Source organism: Streptomyces sp. NPDC053665, assembly GCF_055585285.1.
In genome coordinates this window covers 326,874-343,038 of record NZ_JBVJKK010000005.1, presented here as the reverse complement: position 1 = coordinate 343,038, position 16,165 = coordinate 326,874, and the positions used below count along the sequence as shown (strand labels likewise).

Annotated in this window: 13 protein-coding genes; 7 read left to right on the top strand and 6 right to left on the bottom strand. The window is 74.2% G+C overall.

What is annotated here, in order from left to right; translation table 11 throughout:
• Positions 1–4 precede the first annotated feature (4 nt).
• The 3 genes from ACZ6ZN_RS21625 to ACZ6ZN_RS21615 all read right to left on the bottom strand — a co-directional run bounded on the left by ACZ6ZN_RS21625 (position 5) and on the right by ACZ6ZN_RS21615 (position 3,140).
• Positions 5–295, bottom strand: coding sequence for a hypothetical protein (locus tag ACZ6ZN_RS21625; RefSeq protein WP_333932011.1), 291 nt, complete (start codon positions 293–295; stop codon positions 5–7).
• Between the two features lie 123 nt (positions 296–418).
• Positions 419–1,480 carry a serine/threonine-protein kinase gene (locus tag ACZ6ZN_RS21620; protein ID WP_469648510.1) on the bottom strand — a complete coding sequence of 354 codons (1,062 nt, stop codon included), beginning with the start codon at positions 1,478–1,480 and terminating at the stop codon, positions 419–421.
• A 415-nt stretch (positions 1,481–1,895) separates the two neighbouring features.
• The gene (locus ACZ6ZN_RS21615; RefSeq protein WP_469648507.1) at positions 1,896–3,140 is read right to left on the bottom strand and encodes a PP2C family protein-serine/threonine phosphatase; all 1,245 of its coding nucleotides are present in this window, start codon (positions 3,138–3,140) and stop codon (positions 1,896–1,898) included.
• 124 nt (positions 3,141–3,264) lie between these two features.
• On the opposite strand from ACZ6ZN_RS21615, the gene ACZ6ZN_RS21610 reads away from it, so the two are divergent.
• Together ACZ6ZN_RS21610 and ACZ6ZN_RS21605 are read left to right on the top strand one after the other, a co-directional pair.
• Positions 3,265–3,705: a hypothetical protein gene (locus tag ACZ6ZN_RS21610; RefSeq protein ID WP_469648505.1), complete on the top strand. Its 441-nt coding sequence runs from the start codon at positions 3,265–3,267 to the stop codon at positions 3,703–3,705.
• Between the two features lie 162 nt (positions 3,706–3,867).
• Positions 3,868–4,836 (top strand): hypothetical protein, encoded by a 969-nt coding sequence (locus tag ACZ6ZN_RS21605; RefSeq protein ID WP_469648504.1) that lies wholly within the window; start codon positions 3,868–3,870, stop codon positions 4,834–4,836.
• On the opposite strand, the gene ACZ6ZN_RS21600 is transcribed toward ACZ6ZN_RS21605, so the two are convergent.
• Entirely contained in the window at positions 4,733–6,100 is a 1,368-nt protein-coding gene (locus tag ACZ6ZN_RS21600) for an aminotransferase-like domain-containing protein (RefSeq protein ID WP_469648503.1), read from the bottom strand. The two genes, ACZ6ZN_RS21605 and ACZ6ZN_RS21600, sit on opposite strands and share 104 nt — an antisense overlap.
• Positions 6,101–6,177: 77 nt before the next feature.
• Here ACZ6ZN_RS21600 and ACZ6ZN_RS21595 point away from each other — a divergent pair, with 77 nt between their 5' ends.
• Both ACZ6ZN_RS21595 and ACZ6ZN_RS21590 read left to right on the top strand, forming a co-directional pair.
• Positions 6,178–7,020, top strand: coding sequence for an alpha/beta fold hydrolase (locus tag ACZ6ZN_RS21595; protein ID WP_469648498.1), 843 nt, complete (start codon positions 6,178–6,180; stop codon positions 7,018–7,020).
• Between the two features lie 45 nt (positions 7,021–7,065).
• Complete coding sequence (locus ACZ6ZN_RS21590) at positions 7,066–8,067, top strand: endonuclease/exonuclease/phosphatase family protein (RefSeq protein ID WP_469648495.1); 1,002 nt, start codon at positions 7,066–7,068, stop codon at positions 8,065–8,067.
• Between the two features lie 119 nt (positions 8,068–8,186).
• Here ACZ6ZN_RS21590 and snpA read toward each other — a convergent pair whose 3' ends face one another.
• Positions 8,187–8,858, bottom strand: a complete 672-nt coding sequence (gene snpA, locus ACZ6ZN_RS21585) for a snapalysin (RefSeq protein WP_398109093.1) — start codon at positions 8,856–8,858, stop codon at positions 8,187–8,189.
• Positions 8,859–9,031: 173 nt separating this feature from the next.
• Here snpA and ACZ6ZN_RS21580 point away from each other — a divergent pair, with 173 nt between their 5' ends.
• Positions 9,032–9,991: a LysR family transcriptional regulator gene (locus ACZ6ZN_RS21580; RefSeq protein WP_469648491.1), complete on the top strand. Its 960-nt coding sequence runs from the start codon at positions 9,032–9,034 to the stop codon at positions 9,989–9,991.
• Between the two features lie 22 nt (positions 9,992–10,013).
• On the opposite strand, the gene ACZ6ZN_RS21575 is transcribed toward ACZ6ZN_RS21580, so the two are convergent.
• Positions 10,014–12,095 carry a PhoX family protein gene (locus ACZ6ZN_RS21575; RefSeq protein WP_469648490.1) on the bottom strand — a complete coding sequence of 694 codons (2,082 nt, stop codon included), beginning with the start codon at positions 12,093–12,095 and terminating at the stop codon, positions 10,014–10,016.
• Positions 12,096–12,372: 277 nt separating this feature from the next.
• On the opposite strand from ACZ6ZN_RS21575, the gene ACZ6ZN_RS21570 reads away from it, so the two are divergent.
• Together ACZ6ZN_RS21570 and metG are read left to right on the top strand one after the other, a co-directional pair.
• The gene (locus ACZ6ZN_RS21570; RefSeq protein WP_469648488.1) at positions 12,373–14,208 is read left to right on the top strand and encodes a VWA domain-containing protein; all 1,836 of its coding nucleotides are present in this window, start codon (positions 12,373–12,375) and stop codon (positions 14,206–14,208) included.
• Between the two features lie 158 nt (positions 14,209–14,366).
• Positions 14,367–16,082 carry a methionine--tRNA ligase gene (gene metG, locus ACZ6ZN_RS21565; protein WP_451875900.1) on the top strand — a complete coding sequence of 572 codons (1,716 nt, stop codon included), beginning with the start codon at positions 14,367–14,369 and terminating at the stop codon, positions 16,080–16,082.
• Positions 16,083–16,165: the final 83 nt, after the last annotated feature.

Below are 16,165 nucleotides of genomic sequence, written 5' to 3'. Positions count from 1 at the left end.
CCGGCTACTCCCCGTCGGGTCCCAACGGGCGGATGTCCGAATCGGGTTCGCCGCCCTGGAGCCTGCGGCGGTTGTTCTTCCAGGTCTTCACCGCGCGGGCGGTGTACTCGGTCAGCGCCGCGATCGTGGCGACGTCGCCGAGCAGTTGGAGGACGAGTTCCACGTCCGGCCCGAGGCGTCCCTTCGGCCCGTCGGCCGTGGTCCGCTCCTCGATGCGCAGGTGCCCGCCCGAGAGCAGCTCCTCCAGCGGCTCGTCGCGCTCCAGCCACGCCCGCAGCGCTCTGACGTCCTCCATGGTCGCGCCGGCACCCAGCCGGACGCGTACGCCTAAGACAGCCACTCGGTCCCCCTCTGTCATCCCGCCATCATGACACCCGACCCGGCCCCGGCGGCAGACCCGTGACGTGCCCCCGGGGTCTCAGGGCTGGGTCTGCAACTGCCGCAGCTGCCGCTGCACATGGTCGAGCGCCCCCTCGCGCCGGCCCGGCACGCGGCTGCGCAACACGGCGAGTGCCGGGCCCAGTTCGCGGGCGCGGAGCGGATCGCGGATCCGCCCCCACTGGTGGTGGGCCCGGTCCGCCGCGGACTCCACCGCGGGGGCGTCGGGTGCCTGCCCGGCGTTGAGGCGGGTGGTGGCGACGGTCAGCCAGGTGCGGCAGCTGCGGGCGGCGTCCCCGGCGAGCATCGCCACGTCGGCGCGGACCTCGGCCCAGTGCAGGGCCTCCTCGGAGGCGGGTCCGTGCGCGGCGACGGCGGCCTGCTCGTGCCGGGCGGCCAAGGCGTCGGCGTCGGCGTGCCGGCCGGCCCGCACGGCGGCGGCCAGGGCGGCGTGCGGGTCCCCGCCGACCGGGCCGGGCGTGTTCAGCACCAGGTCCCGGCCCGCGCTCCCCGGCGCGATCCGCGCCAGCGCCTGTTCGTGCAACTGCCCGGCGGGCGGCCTGAATCCGCTGCGCAGGATCGTCGCGACGGCCTTCATGTACGCGGGTTCCGCGACCGTGCGCCGGGACGGCGGCGGCGCGATACGGCCGTGGACGGCGTTGCCGCGCCCCGAGTCCAGCGGGATGGCGCGCAGCAGCTCCCATGTCTCGGCGTCGGCGTGCAGGTCGACCAGGAGGGTGGTGGCGCCGGCCGGCCGCAGCCGCAGCTCCTCGCGGAACCAGTGCCAGGGGAACGCCGTGTAGCGGGCGGTGGAGGCGGTGGTGCGGGCCAGCGCCAGGTGGGGCAGTCGCTGGCGACGGTCGAGCTGGAGCTGGCCGGCGACGTACACGGTGAGCGGGCCGGGGGCCGCGGCGGCGGCGCGCAGCCGGGTGAGGACGGCCTGCGGCTCCAGCGGATCGGCGAGTTCGACGACGTTGGCGGTGTCCGTGCCGGCCAGTACGGCGGGCGGCACGGCCGCGAGGACGGGAAGCACGGAGGCGGCGTCGACCAGACGCCCTCGGCCCACCGGCGAGGCCGCCAGCAGCAGCACGGTTCCCGGCATCGTCCCTCCCCCTCGCGTCGATCGCCTACGGCAGCACCGTAACCGCTGCGACGGCGCGGAGGGGCAACGGACCACCAACGTCCGCCTCCCGGGGGCCTCTCCACGCCCCCGGGCAGGCGCCGCGTGCGCGCCGGACGGGGTGCGTCACGCGACGGCGCCACCGCCACCGCCACCGCCGGAGACGGGGGTTCCCGGACGCGGGCCGGAGGCGGAGGTGCCGGGGGCGGGGCTAGCCGCCGGAGGCACGGCTCCTGGAGGCGGGGGCGCCACGGGCGCGGGCGTGACCGCCGGGGGCGGGGGATCAGCCTCCGGTGATGGGGGTGCCGGAGGGCGGGGGGTGGCCGCCGGGGGCGGGGGATCATCCTCCGGAGATGGGGGTGCCGGAGGGCGCGGGGTGGCCGCCGGGGGCGGGGGATCAGTTTTCGGAGACGGGGGTGCCGGAGGGCGGGGGGTGGCCGCCGGGGACGGGGGCGGGGGCCGGAGTGTCGGGGGTGGGGTGGCGGCGGATGGTGAAGATCGTGGTGTCGTCGGCGAGGCGCCCGCCGCCGTGCCGCAGCGTGCCGTCGCGGACGAACGCGGCGAGCCGGGTGGGCTCGGTGACGCCCGGGTCCTCGGCGACGGCCCGGGCGATGTCCTCGGCCGGCCGGTAGAACGCCCCCGCCGCGTCGCGGGCCTCGGTCACCCCGTCCGTCACCAGCAGCAGCGTCTCCCCGGCGCAGACCGGCACCCGCCGCGCCCGGGGCGGGCCGGGCGAAAGGTCCCGCAGGCCCAGCGGCAGCCCGGGCTCGGCCGCCAGGCGGCGGACCCCGCCCGGGCCGACGGCGAGCGGTGCCTCGTGGCCGAACAGCATCAGGTCCACGACCCCCGGGTCGTCGTCCGGGAAGCCGAGCAGGACGGCCGTGGCGAACCGGTCGCCGTCCGAGCGGCCCAGGGCGACCGTGTGCCGGCGGTGCCGGAGCATCCGCGTCTCCAGCCGCTCGGCGACCGTCGCCAGGTCCGCCTCGTGGTAGGCGGCCTCCCGGAACGTGCCGAGCAGCGCGGCGGCCGCCTCCACCGCCCCCAGCCCTTTGCCCTGCACGTCGCCGAGCAGCACGCGGGTGCCGTGCGGGCCGGGCTGGATGTCGTAGAAGTCGCCGCCGACGCGGGCGTGGGCGTCGGCGGTGAGGTAGACCCCGGCGTGGTCGAGCCCGCCCCAGCCCGGTGGCAGCGGGCGCAGCACCGTGCGCCGGATGGTGTCGGTGACGTCGCCCAGGTGCAGCGCGCGGTGCTCGTCGCGCACCCGGACCACGCAGGCCAGCACGGCGAGGACGCCGCCGATGGCCACGAGGACGAAGTCGGCCGGTCCGGCCTGGTACTCGTGCGGCCAGGCCCCGTCCGCCAGGACGTAGGCGACGAGGGACAGCAGCGCGAACACGGCCGTTCCCCCCACCCCGCACAGCGCGGCGGCGATGCCCGGCACCAGCACGATCCAGGACACCATGCGGAAGTCGCCGGTGGTGTTCCAGTCGCCGAACAGGATCGCGACAAGCAGCAGCAGCGGCGGCGCCCAGGCCACGCTGCGCCCCCGCACCCGCAGCAGCTCCTGCCGTCGCACGACGTCCCCGCGGCCGGCCCGGGCGTACCGGTCGAACGGGCCGTGCCCCGTGCGCTGGCGGCTCACCGCATCAGCGAATCACGGGCCCGCACCGGCCGCATCCCGTTGCGCGCCGCGTCCGCCGACTTGCCCGTACCGGCGCGCCGGTGTGCCCTGGAGAGCAGGGGCAGGGACAGAGAGGAGAGCTCTCATGGCTCATGCGGCACCCGCTCCACGCAGGATGGCCCGGCAGCGGCGCAGGCCCGACATCCTCAGCGCCCGCACCCACGCCGCCCTGAACGTGGCACTGCCCGTCGCCCTGGGGCTGATCTACGGCTTCTGGGCCGCGGCCAACCGGCGCTTCGGCGGGCCCATCACCGGCTGGAACCTGCTGTTCGGCTTCGTCACCGCGCTGGTCTTCGCGGTGGTGTTCGCCGCCCTCTGGCGCGTGTCGCCACGGCTGGGGCGCATCCCGCACGCCGTGGTGTGGTTCGTGTTCGCCGGCTGCGCGGCCGGTTTCCTCGCCAGCCAGAGCAACCTGTCCGTCCTCAGCTCCGCCGGGGTGGGGCTGGTGACCGGGGTGGGCGTCCTGCTGATCAACGTCTACCGCTTCTTCACCCGCGAGGATCGAGCGGCCCTCGACCGCACCTGACCCGCCGGTTCCGGCTCCCGTCGGGCCACCCGTCCGGGTGAGCCCGGCGGCGGCCGCCCCGGCGCCCGTTCACGCAGGTGAGCGCGGTCACCGGACTGCGGGGCGGGGCCGGGCCCCGGTGCAGCGGTCGCGGGCCCGGACGGGGGCGCCTTGCCTGGAAGGGTGCCCGAGCCCCAGCGGGCGCCCGCCGCCGCGCAGGCGCCCCCACGCCTGCGGAACGCCCTGTCGGCCGTTCTGCTCGTCCTCGCGTGCCTGCTCCTGCCGCTCGGCGCGGTCGCGTCCTGGGCGGCCCACGGCCTGACCGACACCGGCCGCTACGTCCGGGCGATGGCCCCGCTGTCCGCCGACCCGGACGTGCGCCTCGCGGTCGCGGACGCCCTCGGCGACGGCGTCCTGCGGGAGACCGCGCACGACCTCGACACCGGGTCGCTGCGCGGTGCGATCGCCCCGTTCGTGCACGACGCGGCCCGCTCCTTCACCCGCACCGAGACGTTCCGCGCGGCCTGGGACGCGACGAACCGGACCGTCCACGACGCCGTGGTGCGCGCCCTGCGCGACGACGGCGCACACGGCGCCCCGGTCACCGTCGACCCGGCTCCCGTCCTCGCCCGCGTCAAACAGCAACTCGCCGACGATCATGTGCCGTTCGCCCACCGCATCCCGGTCACGCACGCCCGGATCGCGCTGCTCCCGGCCGAGGAGGCGGACCGACTGCGCAAGGGGTACCACGTGCTGGAGACCGCCGCCCTCTGGCTGCCGCTCGCCGCCGCCGTCCTGGCCGCCGCCGGGATCGCCCTGGCCGCCTGCCGCCGCCGCGCGGTGACCGCCCTCGGCCTCGGCACGGCCCTGGGCGGCGCGCTGCTGGTGCTCGCCGTCGCGGCCGGCCGCCGCCTGACCCTCGCCGACCTGCCCGACCCGCTGCACCGCCCGGCGGCGGGCGCCGTCTACGACGCCCTGACGGCCACGCTGCGCACGGTGTCCTGGCTGCTGTGCGCCCTCGGCCTGGCGGTCGCGCTCGGCGCCTGGCTCACGGGCCGGTACGGTGCCCGCCGCGCTGCGCGGCGAGCCGCGCGAGGGTCCGCAGCGCCCGCCGCAGATCCGGCTCCGCGGCCGATGCGAGGCCGAGTCTGACGGCGTCGGGCGTGTGCCCGGGGGACACGGCGAAGGCCGGCCCAGGCGTGACGGCGATGCCGTGGGCCGCGGCGGCAGCCGTGAAGGTGTCGGCGCGCCAGGGCGCGGGCAGCTCCCACCAGGCGAAGCAGGACGCCGGGGCGGACCGTACGGCGAACCCCGCGAGCTCCTCGGCGAGGATCCGCTGCCGCCGGGCCGCCTGGGCCCGCTTGTCCGCCACCAGCCGCGCCACGGTGCCCTCCTGGGCCCAGCGCACGGCCGCCTCCAGCGCGAACCGGCCCGCGCTCCAGCCGCCCGACCGCACGGCGTCGGCCACGGCGGGCACCCGGTGCGGCGGCACCACGAGGAAACCGGCCGTCAGCCCCGGGGCGACCCGCTTGGACAGGCCGTCCACGACATGGGTGAGGGCCGGGGCGTGCACGGCGAGCGCGTCGCCCGGCTCCTGGAGGAAGGACCAGATGCGGTCCTCCACCACCGGCAGTTCCAAGTCCCTCACCACCTGCGCGAGTTGCAGCAGCCGGGGCCGGGGCGTGGTGTGGGACGTCGGGTTGTGCAGGGTCGGCTGCACGTAGAGGGCGGACAGCGGCGCCGAGCGGTGCGCGGCGGCGACGGCCTCCGGAAGCAGCCCCGCCGCGTCCCCGGCGAGCGGCACCAGCGTGAGGCCCAGCCGCCCCGCGATCTCCTTGACCAGCGGGTACGTCAGCTGCTCCACGCCGACCCGGCCGCCGGGCCGGACCAGGGAGGCCAGGGCGGCGGCGATGGCCTGCCGGGCGTTGCCGGTGAACACCAGCCGCTCCGGGCCCGGCCGCCAGTCCGGGGTGGCGAGCAGGGCGGCCGCGGCCGCGCGGGCCTGCGGGGTGCCGGTGGCGGGCGCCGGCGCCAGCGCCTCGGCCAGCACGTCGGGCCGCAGCAGCGGCGCGAGAACAGGGGCGAGCAGCTCCGGCTGCCCGGGCACGGACGGGTAGTTGAGCTCCAGGTTGACGGGTGCGGCGGCCTCCCCGGCCCCCACGACGGCCTCCCCGGCCTCGACGAGCGCCTGCCCGCCCGCGCGCACCGGCGTGGCCCGGACGAACGTGCCGCGCCCGACCTCGCCGACGACCAGCCCGCGCCGCACCAGTTCACCGTAGACGCGGCCCGCGGTCGACGGGGCGATGCCCCTGCGCCGGGCGAACACCCGTTGCGGCGGCAGCCGTTGGCCCGGCGTGAGCCGCCCTGCGGCGATGTCGTCGGCGATCCGGTCGGCGATCCGCCGGTAGTCACCCATCGTCCGTCCCCCTGAGGATTGCACCGAGAGCAAAGATCTTATTGCACCGACCAGTTGGGCCGCCTAGGGTCGTCCACATGGCACCCTTCCTCGCGTACGAGGACAAAGGCCCCACACAGGGCCCCGCTTCCTCCCGGCAGCCGCACACCCCTCCGGTCCCCCTGGTCCTCGTCCACGGCCACCCCTTCGACCGCTCGATGTGGTCCCCGCAGATCCGGACCTTCTCCCGGGACCGCCGGGTCGTCGCCCCCGACCTGCGGGGCTACGGCGCCTCCCCGGCCGCCCCGGCCGTCATGGACTTCTCCGGGTTCGCCCGGGACGTCGAGGCCCTGCTGGACGAGCTGGAAGTGGACACCTGCGTCCTGGCGGGCCTGTCGATGGGCGGCCAGATCGTCATGGACTGCTACCGCCTGTTCCCCGAGCGCCTGCGGGGCCTGGTCCTCGCGGACACCTTCCCCGCCGCGGAGACGCCGGAGGGCGTGCGCACCCGCGACGCCATGGCCGACCGCCTCCTCGCCGAGGGTCTCGGCGGATACGCCGACGAGGTCCTGGAGCGCATGGTCGCGCCGTACGCGTCCCCCCAGGTCAAGGCGCACGTCCACGCCATGATGACGGGCACCTCGCCGCAGGGCGCCGCAGCGGCCCTGCGCGCCCGCGCCCGCCGCCCCGACTACACCGCCCTGCTGGCGCGCGTGCACGTCCCCGCCCTGGTCGTGGTGGGCGCCGACGACACCTACACGCCCGTCTCCGACGCCCGCGCCCTGCACGCGGCTCTGCCCGACGCCACGCTCCACGTCATCGAGGGCGCGGCCCACCTGCCGAACCTGGAACGCCCCGAGGAGTTCGACCGCGCCCTGGCCGCCTTCCTCGCCCACGTCGATGCGCGGCGGCAACCTTCCTCCGCCCCGGCTCGTCCTTGAGGGAGGATTCGGGCATCCCACCCGCACGAACGGAAGGGCCGGGCCTTGGACACCGCCGCCGCCGAGTGGACCGCCACCGACGAGGGACCGGAGCGCCGCCCCGCCGGACGGCGGTTCGGCGCCTGGTGCGCCGCCCTGCTGCTCGCCGGGGTGAGCGTGGTCGCCGGCTGCCGGGCCGCCGACACCGACGGCATCACCCCCGTCCCGCAGCTCCTGGCCTTCCTGCCCTGGCTGCTCGCCCCCACCGCCGTCGCGCTGCTGCTCACGCTGCTGGCCCGCTGGTGGCCCGGCACGCTCTGGGGCGTCGCCCTGCTCGGCGTGCTGGCCTGGTACATCGAGCCGTACGGCACCTCCGACGAGCCCGCGGGCCGACCGGTCGCCGCGTTCCGGGTGCTCACCTCCAACGTCGAGTTCGGGCAGGGCACGCCCTCCCTCGTCGCCGCGGTCCGCCGCGAGCAGCCGGACCTCGTGTTCGTCGAGGAGTGCGACCACGCCTGCGACACCCGGCTGAAGCAGGACCTCGCCCGGGACTACCCGCACCGCCGGGCCGTCGAGGGCGGCGGCTCCGAGGGGTCCGTGATCCTCAGCCGCTTCCCGCTGCGGCCCGCCCCGGGTGTCCGCGCCACCATGGGCATGCCCGGGGCGGTCGCCGACGTGGACGGCCACGCCGTACGGCTCCAGCTCGCCCATCCGATGCCTCCGCTGCCCGGGCAGGTGGACCTGTGGAAGAAGGAGCTGGGCGACCTGCGCGACGCGGCCCGCGCCGACCCCGGCACCCCCCTGGTCCTGGCCGGGGACTTCAACGCCTCGCAGGACCACGCCGCCTTCCGCCGCATCCTCGACACCGGGCTGCGCGACGCGTCCCGCCTGGACGGCGCCGACCGCACGGCCACCTGGCCGGCGCGCACCGCCCCGACGTTCGGCGCGCAGATCGACCACGTCCTGGTGTCCGGGGAGTTCGCCGCGGACCGCACCCGCATCCTGGACCTGTCCGGCACCGACCACCGGGCCGTGGTCACCGACCTCACCCTGCACGAGGGCCCCTGACACACGCCGAACACGGACACGGACACGGACACGGATAGGGACACGGACACGGATAAAGACGCGGACACGGATACGGCCGCCCCACCCACCGGTGGGACGGCCGTATCCGCGTGGGGGTCTCAGCGCGCCGACTTCTCCAGCGCCTTGTCCATGGCAGCCGCCAGGCCGTTGGCCCACAGCTGGTTCACCCGCGACCGCTCGGCGGAGTTGGGGTAGGCGTTGGTGCAGGACGTGCCGGGACCGCCGCCCGACATCAGCTCGCTGCACGGGCCGGTGTAGTGGTCGGGCAGACCGAGGACGTGACCGGTCTCGTGGGCGGTGACCCGGGTGGAGTTGTACTGCTGGTTCTGCCGGTAGTCCAGGAAGATGTAGCCCCGGCCGTGGCCGTCGGTGGAGGCGTACGAGCCGCGGGAGTCGTTGCCCTCCCGGTAGCTGAAGTCGGCCGTCGACGCGGAGCCCGCCTGGAGGCGCACGTTCGTCACCGAGCTGTTCCAGATCTGGGTGCTGCGCGCTATCTGGGTGCTGAACGACGGCGCCCGGGAGGCGTCGTAGACGACGGTGACCGCCGCGGCGGCGCTCGGGTTCTCGGCGCGCTTCTCCGCGACGGACTTCAGGACCGCCTGGAAGAACGCTCTGCTCGCGTCCGAACCGGCGGACGGCGCGGACGACTTGGCGACGAACCCGGCGTGCGGCTCCGCGACCGGGGCGGCCGCGGCGGGGAGGGCCGTACCGAGACCGGCCGTGGCGAGGCCGAGACCGAGGACCGCCAGGGCGGACGTGTACTTACGCATCGATGACTCCTTGGGTGGGGGTTGAGTCTCACCGGTGAGTCTCGATGGCTGTGCGCCGCCTGTGATGATGGCAACCGGGGATAGGCCGGAGCTATCGGCTGCCCAGTTCACCTGATTTAGCGGTGAATTATGTGGCTGGTTAACGCTGCGATTCCGCTTTAGCCTCACAGAGCATGGAGCTCGAGGTGAGGCACCTCCGCGCGCTGTGCGCCATAGCCGACACCGGCAGTCTGCACAGCGCCGCCCGGCAGCTGGGCGTTTCCCAGCCGTCGCTGAGCACACAACTGCGCCGGATCGAGCAGGAGCTGGGCGGCCCGCTGTTCCTGCGCTCGCACACCGGCTGCCGCCCCACCCCGCTGGGGCGCCTGGTCCTGAGCCGGGCCCGTCCGCTGATGAGCGACCTGCACCTGCTGGTCACCGAGGCGAGGGCCGCGGCCACCGGCGGCACCGAACTGCGCATCGGCGCCACCGCCAGCAAGGCCCTGGCGGGCTGGCTGCGCCGGCTGCGCGCCCGCGGCCACAACCCCAGTCTGCACATGAACGTCTCCCCGAACGCCCTGCTGCACATGGTCGCCGCGGGCCGGCTCGACGTCGCCTTCGTGCACGAGGTGGAGGGCTGTCCCCTGCGCGTCCCGGCGGAACTGCGGCTGCGCGTCCTGGTCGAGCGCGAACCGCAGTGCGTCTCGCTGCCCGCGGACCACCCGGCGGCCGTCAAGCAGGAGGTCGACGTGGCCGACCTGGCCGGCGACCGCTGGATGATCGACCCCACGGTCGACGGCGAGTGGGACGCCGTCCTGCGGATGTTCCGCGACGCCGGTGTCAGCCCCCATCTCCTGCACGGCGACTACCACACGGCCGACGTCCTGGTCGCGACCGGCGAGGTCGTCACCGTCTGCCAGCCGACCCGCACCCCCCGCCCCGACATGGCGGTCCGCCGGCTGAGGGGCGACCCGCTCGGCGTGCGGCTGATCGCCGCGGCCCGTACCGAGACGGACCTGGACGGCGTCTACCCCGCCCTGAAGGAGGCGTACGGGGAGGTGGCCCGGCAGGCCCCGGCCTACCGGGAGTGGCGCCGCCCGGACCGGCCGGCGCCCGACGGCCCCCGCAGACCCCCGAGTCCGGCCCTCCCGTGACGCCCTGCCCGTGGCGCGGCCGTCAGACGCCGATGTCGCGTCCGTCGGCGCGCCACACGGCCACGACGGCCGGGCGGACGTACCTGCCGGGTCCGTCGGGCCAGCTGCTGGCGGGCTTCTCCACGGTCGCCCCGTCGATCTCGCCCGGGTGCTGCACGGCGACCAGCACGCGCCGGTCCTGGATGATCGGCCCGCAGGTCTCCGCCCCCTTCGGCACGGTCAGGAACTGCTTCAGCTCACCGCGCCGCTCCCCCCGGGTCGCCACGCCGAACAGGCCGTCGTGCGAGCCGAGCTGGGCGCCGTCGGTGGAGATCCACAGGTTGCCGTGCGGGTCGAAGGCCACGTTGTCCGGGCAGGAGATCGGGCTCACGCCCTCCTTCGGGAAGCCCGCGAAGTACGTCGCCGGGTCCTCCGGGTCACCGGCGACGAGGAACAGCGACCAGGCGAACCGCGTGCTCTCCGGCCGGTTCCAGTGCTCGGTCAGCTCCAGCACGTGCCCGTGCTTGTTGGCGTGCCGCGGATTGGCCTCGTCCGCCTTCGGGTTGGAGCTGACGCCGCGGTTGGAGTTGTTCGTGAGGGCGACGTACACCTTGCCGGTGACCGGGTTGGGCTCGATGTCCTCGGGCCGGTCCATCTTGGTGGCGCCGACCTTGTCACCGGCCAGCCGCGTGAAGACGAACACCTCCTCGGCGCTCATGCCCTCCACGTGCGAGACGGCGCCCTTCGCGGTGGCGGTGGCCAGCGGGATCCACTCGCCGCCGCCGTCGAACTCCCCGTCGCCGGGCAGCTTGCCCGTGCCGTCGATCTCCAGGGCCGGCGAGTCGCCGGTCAGCCTGGCGACGTACAGCGTCCCCTCGTCGAGGAGGGACAGGTTGTGCTCCCGCACGGCGCGGCTGTGGCCGTGCTTCATCCGCTTGCTGCCGACGAACTTGTAGAAGTAGTCGAACCGCTCGTCGTCACCGGAGTACACGACCGGCCGCCCGTCGTGCGTCAGCCGCACGGTCGCGGCCTCGTGCTTGAACCGCCCGAGCGCGGTGTGCTTGCGGGGCGTGGAGTGGGGGTCGTACGGGTCGAACTCGACGACGTACCCGAACCGGTGGACCTCGTTCGGCTCCCGGGCGACGTCGAACCGCTCGTCGAACCGCTCCCACTTGCGCTCGGTCGCCCCGGACCCGATCCCGTAGCGCTTGTCGGTGGCACGCGAGGCGTTGGCGAAGTACTGGTTGAAGTTCTCCTCGCCGTGCAGGGTCGTGCCCCACGGGGTGACGCCGCCGGAGCAGTTGTTGAGGGTGCCGAGCACCTTGGTGCCGGTCGGGTCGGCGGAGGTCTTGAGCAGGTCGGATCCGGCGGCGGGGCCGGTGAGCCGGAACGCGGTGGTGGCGGTGACCCGGCGGTTGAGGTGGTGCCGGGACACGGCGGTGAGCCGGCCGCTCCTGCGGTCCTCCTCCACCACGACGGCCGACAGGCCGTGCGCGGCCCAGGCGATCTCGGCCTGCTCACGGGTGGGGTTCGCGGCGTCGTAGCCGCGGAACATCAGGATCTCGTCGGTGTACTCGTGGTTGGCCACGAGCACCTGCCGGCCGTGCTCCCCGGGCAGCGGGAGCAGGGCGAGGAAGTCGCAGTTGTACCCGAACTGCCCGGCCTGGGCCTTGGCGCTCTGCCGCTCCGGGTCGAAGGCCGGGGCACCGCGCAGGATCGGCTCGCCCCACCGGATGACGACGTTCTGCCGGTAGCCCTCCGGCACGGTCACGGCGTCGGCGGTGTTGGGCGCGACGGGGGAGAACCGCAGCCCGCGGGCGCCCTTGTGCGTGCGCCGGGCGGCCGGGGCGCCTTCGGAGGCGGCCGGTGCGGCGCTCGCCGCGGGCGCCTGCGCGACCCCCACGGCGCCCGCGCCCGCGGCGGCCACGGTGACGACCGCCGCGGCCCGCACCATCGCACGCCGGCTGAGCGCCCCGGCGATCACATCACCGACGTAGGCGTTGGCACTGGTGTTGGGCACCTCGTGGAAACAGGCGTCACCACACCGGAATCGGCAGGTCATGGCGGACCGGCCACCAGGGTGCGAACCGGACGGCGTTCCGATCAACGGCAGCAGCTTGCGCACTTTGCTCTCCTTGGATGCCCTTGGTGTCAGCGTGACCGTAGGGGCACGTATGTGCGGTAGCCGGGCGCCCCGATGAACAACGAGTGAACCCGCGGCAGCTGTACGGGGGTTGCACCTGTTCAAGCCGCCGACACCCACCGGGACCGGATGCGCCCTTGACAGACCGGGCCGCCCACACCCGACCCTGCCCAAGATCACCCAGGAGGGCCGCTAACCTTACGTGTCCGTCCTGGCCAGGGATTGACGGGCTTCAACTCACGCGAAGGGTTGCGCGCACATGGGCATTCTCACTCGGTTGCGGAACGCGTTCGGACGGTCCCGCAAGTCGCGGACCGCCGAGGCGGAGGGTGCGGCGCGGACCACGACGGTCGAGCCGGAGGCCACGACCGGCGCCTCCCCGGCCCCCACGACGGACCCCAAGCTCCCGTCCCCCTCCCCGGAACCGGCCCCCGAGCCGACGGCGAGCGTCCCGGAACCCCGCGTCGCCCCGGGCTCGCCGTCCCCCACGACGGACGACGAACACGACCTCGTGTCCGCGGCCTTCGACAACGTGACGGTCCCCCGCCCCACGCGGTCGACGGAGTCGGACGGGAAGCCGGAGCAGCGGGAGGCCAGCGACCCGGCGGCAGAGACGCCGGTGGCGGCAGAGCCGAAGGCTGAGGCTGAGCCGAAGACGAAGGCGAAGGCGAAGGCGAAGGCTGAGGGCAAGACCGAGGCCGAGGACAAGCCCGACGCCGCGGCCGAGACGGTGAAGCCGGAACCGAAGCCGGAGCCGGAGCCGGAAGCAGCCCCGGAGCCTGAGGCCGAGGCCGCCGCGCCCGCCGCGGAAGCCGAACCGAAGCCTGCCGCCAAGGCGGAGGCGAAGGCGAAGCCCGCGACCAAGGCGGACGCGAAGGCCGAAGACAAGGCCGACGCCGCGACCGAGACGCCGAAGCCGGAAACCGAGCCGGAAGCAGCCCCGGAGCCCGAGACCGAACCGAAGCCTGCCGCCAAGGCAGAGGCGGAGGCGAAGCCCGCGGCCACGGCGGACGCGAAGGCCGAAGACAAGGCCGACGCCGCGTCCGAGACGCCGAAGGCGGAGTCCAAGGCCGAGGCCCCCGCCGCAGAAGCCGAACCGAAGCCTGCCGCCAAGGCAGAGGCGGAGGCAGAGGCGGAGGCGAAGCCCGCGGCCAAGGCGACGGCGAAGAAGACCACGCAGACGAAGGCCACGGCCACGGCGAAGTCCAAGACCGCGACCAAGTCGGCCTCGAAGCCGGCGTCCAAGACCGCGCCCAAGACCAAGCCGGACGCGACGCCCGAGCCCGCGGCCGCCGACGGCGAGAAGGCCCCACAGGGGCCACCCGCACCCGCCGACGAAAGCCGCACGGGTGGTGCGGGTGGGAACGACACGGCCGAAGGCGGAGCCGAGGCCAAGGCCAAGGCCAGGACCACCCCCACCGGCCCCGCCCTCCCCCTCACCCGCGTCAAGTCCCACGCCCCCGGCCTCACCACCGCGTACAAGGCCGCAGCAACCGCCCTGGACAAGAACGACCTCACCGGCACCCGCGCCAAGGTCTACCTCGTCCTCGACCGCTCCGCGTCCATGCGCCCGTACTACAAGGACGGCTCCGCCCAGGCCCTCGCCGAGCAGACCCTCGCCCTCGCGGCGCACCTCGACCCCGAGGCCACCGTCCCCGTCGTCTTCTTCTCCACCGAACTCGACGGCACCGGCGAGATCACCCTCGACAACCACGAGAACAAGATCGACACCCTGCACGCGGACCTCGGCCGCATGGGCCGCACCAGCTACCACGCCGCCGTGGAGGCCGTCCTCGCCCACCACGACAAGGCCACGGCGTCCGGCACCACGGAGGGCCCCGCCCTGGTGGTCTTCCAGACGGACGGCGCCCCCGACGCCAAGACCCCGGCCACCCAGGCCCTCACGGACGCCGCGAAGACCCACCCCGCCGTCCACTTCTCGTTCGTCGCCTTCGGCGACCCCGAGAACAAGGCCTTCGACTACCTCCGCAAGCTGAAGACCCCCAACGCGTCCCACTTCCTCGCCGGCGAGACCCCCCGCGAGCTCACGGACAAGGAGCTCTACGAGGGCGTACTGGCGAACTGGCGCCCGTAACGCCCACCGGCTCCACCCGGCCGTACGACGCCGCCCGCTTCCCACCCCGCAAAAGGGGAGGCGGGCGGCGTATCCCTGTCGGCTACGATTTCAAGGTTCCGTAGACGACCGAGACCACGAGATCGTCACCCCACGTAGCGACTTGGGAGCAGCCCGCGATGGCTCGACACCTCATCACCAGCGCCCTTCCGTACATCAACGGGATCAAGCACCTGGGCAACATGGTGGGGTCCATGCTCCCGGCGGACGTGTACTCCCGCTATCTGCGCCAGCGGGGCCACGAGGTCCTCTACATCTGCGCGACCGACGAGCACGGCACCCCGGCGGAGCTGGCCGCCAAGGAGCAGGGCGTCCCCGTGGACGAGTTCTGCGCCCAGGCCCACGACCAGCAGAAGGCGATCTACGACGGCTTCAGCCTGGCCTTCGACTACTTCGGCCGCAGTTCCTCCCCGCAGAACCACGAGATCACCCAGGAGATCGCGCGCGAGCTCAAGGCCAACGGCTTCATCGAGGAGCGCTCGATCCGCCAGGTCTACTCGAACGCCGACAGCCGCTTCCTGCCCGACCGGTACATCATCGGCACCTGCCCGCACTGCGGCTACGACAAGGCCCGCGGCGACCAGTGCGAGAACTGCACCCGCGTCCTGGACCCGACCGACCTGATCGACGCCCGCTCGGCGATCAGCGGCAGCAGTGACCTCGAGGTCCGCGAGACCAAGCACCTGTTCCTGCTCCAGTCGGTGCTGGCCGGCGAGGTCGAGGCGTGGGTCGACGAGCGCGCCGACGAGTGGCCGGTTCTGGCCTCCTCCATCGCCCGCAAGTGGCTGACCGAGGGCCTGCACGACCGGGCGATCACCCGTGATCTGGACTGGGGTGTCCCGGTCCCCGCCGACACCTGGCCCGACCTCGCCGCCGAGGGCAAGGTGTTCTACGTCTGGTTCGACGCCCCGATCGAGTACATCGGCGCGACGAAGGAGTGGGCGGACCAGGACCCGGAGAACCGCGACTGGCGCTCCTGGTGGTGGGAGTCCGACGCGGACGTCCGCTACACGCAGTTCATGGGCAAGGACAACGTCCCCTTCCACAGCGTGATGTTCCCGGCGACCCTGCTGGGCACCCGCGCCCCGTGGAAGAAGGTCGACGTCATCAAGGCCTTCAACTGGCTGAACTACTACGGCGGCAAGTTCTCCACGTCCCAGCGCCGGGGCGTGTTCACGCACGACGCCCTCGACATCCTGCCGGCCGACTACTGGCGCTACTTCATGATGGCGAACGCCCCGGAGTCGGACGACTCGTCCTTCACCTGGGAGCACTTCACCGCCACGGTCAACAAGGACCTGGCCGACACGCTCGGCAACTTCGTCAACCGCGTCCTGTCGTTCTCCAGGAAGCGCTTCGGTGAAGAGGTTCCGGCGGGCGCCGAGCCCGGTGAGGCGGAGGCCCGGCTGGGTGAGGAGATCGCCCGCCTGCTCGCGGAGTACGAGTCCCAGATGGAGGCCATCCAGTTCCGCAAGGCGGCGGCGGCGCTGCGCGCCCTGTGGTCCGCGGGCAACTCCTACCTGGAGGAGAAGGCCCCCTGGCTGGAGATCAAGACCAACCCGGAGGGCGCGGCCCTCACCCTGCGCACGGCGATGAACCTCATCCACCTCTACGCGGTGGTCTCCGAGCCCTTCATCCCGACGTCGGCGCAGCGGATGCGTGAGGCGTTCTCCCTGGAGAACGACACGGCGCGCTGGGTGACGGCCGACGAGGCGAAGTCGCTGGACTCCGTGCCCGCGGGCACCCCGTTCACCATTCCGCCCGTCCTGTTCGCCAAGCTCACGGACGACGACCTGGAGTCCTACAAGGAGCGCTTCGGCGGCGAGCCGGCCTGACCGGCGCCCCGCAACCGCCCCCGGAGGGAATCGCCCTCCGGGGGCGGTGCCGTTTTCCCTCCGGCACTGAGATGATCGGGAGA

What these genes read in the sequence shown, in the direction of transcription:
- ACZ6ZN_RS21625 (WP_333932011.1), bottom strand. Translation starts at nt 295, where the DNA reads ATGGAGGACGTCAGAGCGCTGCGGGCGTGGCTGGAGCGCGACGAGCCG.
- ACZ6ZN_RS21620 (WP_469648510.1), bottom strand. Translation starts at nt 1,480, where the DNA reads ATGCCGGGAACCGTGCTGCTGCTGGCGGCCTCGCCGGTGGGCCGAGGG.
- ACZ6ZN_RS21610 (WP_469648505.1), top strand. Translation starts at nt 3,265, where the DNA reads ATGGCTCATGCGGCACCCGCTCCACGCAGGATGGCCCGGCAGCGGCGC.
- ACZ6ZN_RS21600 (WP_469648503.1), bottom strand. Translation starts at nt 6,100, where the DNA reads ATGGGTGACTACCGGCGGATCGCCGACCGGATCGCCGACGACATCGCC.
- ACZ6ZN_RS21595 (WP_469648498.1), top strand. Translation starts at nt 6,178, where the DNA reads ATGGCACCCTTCCTCGCGTACGAGGACAAAGGCCCCACACAGGGCCCC.
- snpA (WP_398109093.1), bottom strand. Translation starts at nt 8,858, where the DNA reads ATGCGTAAGTACACGTCCGCCCTGGCGGTCCTCGGTCTCGGCCTCGCC.
- ACZ6ZN_RS21580 (WP_469648491.1), top strand. Translation starts at nt 9,032, where the DNA reads ATGGAGCTCGAGGTGAGGCACCTCCGCGCGCTGTGCGCCATAGCCGAC.
- ACZ6ZN_RS21570 (WP_469648488.1), top strand. Translation starts at nt 12,373, where the DNA reads ATGGGCATTCTCACTCGGTTGCGGAACGCGTTCGGACGGTCCCGCAAG.
- metG (WP_451875900.1), top strand. Translation starts at nt 14,367, where the DNA reads ATGGCTCGACACCTCATCACCAGCGCCCTTCCGTACATCAACGGGATC.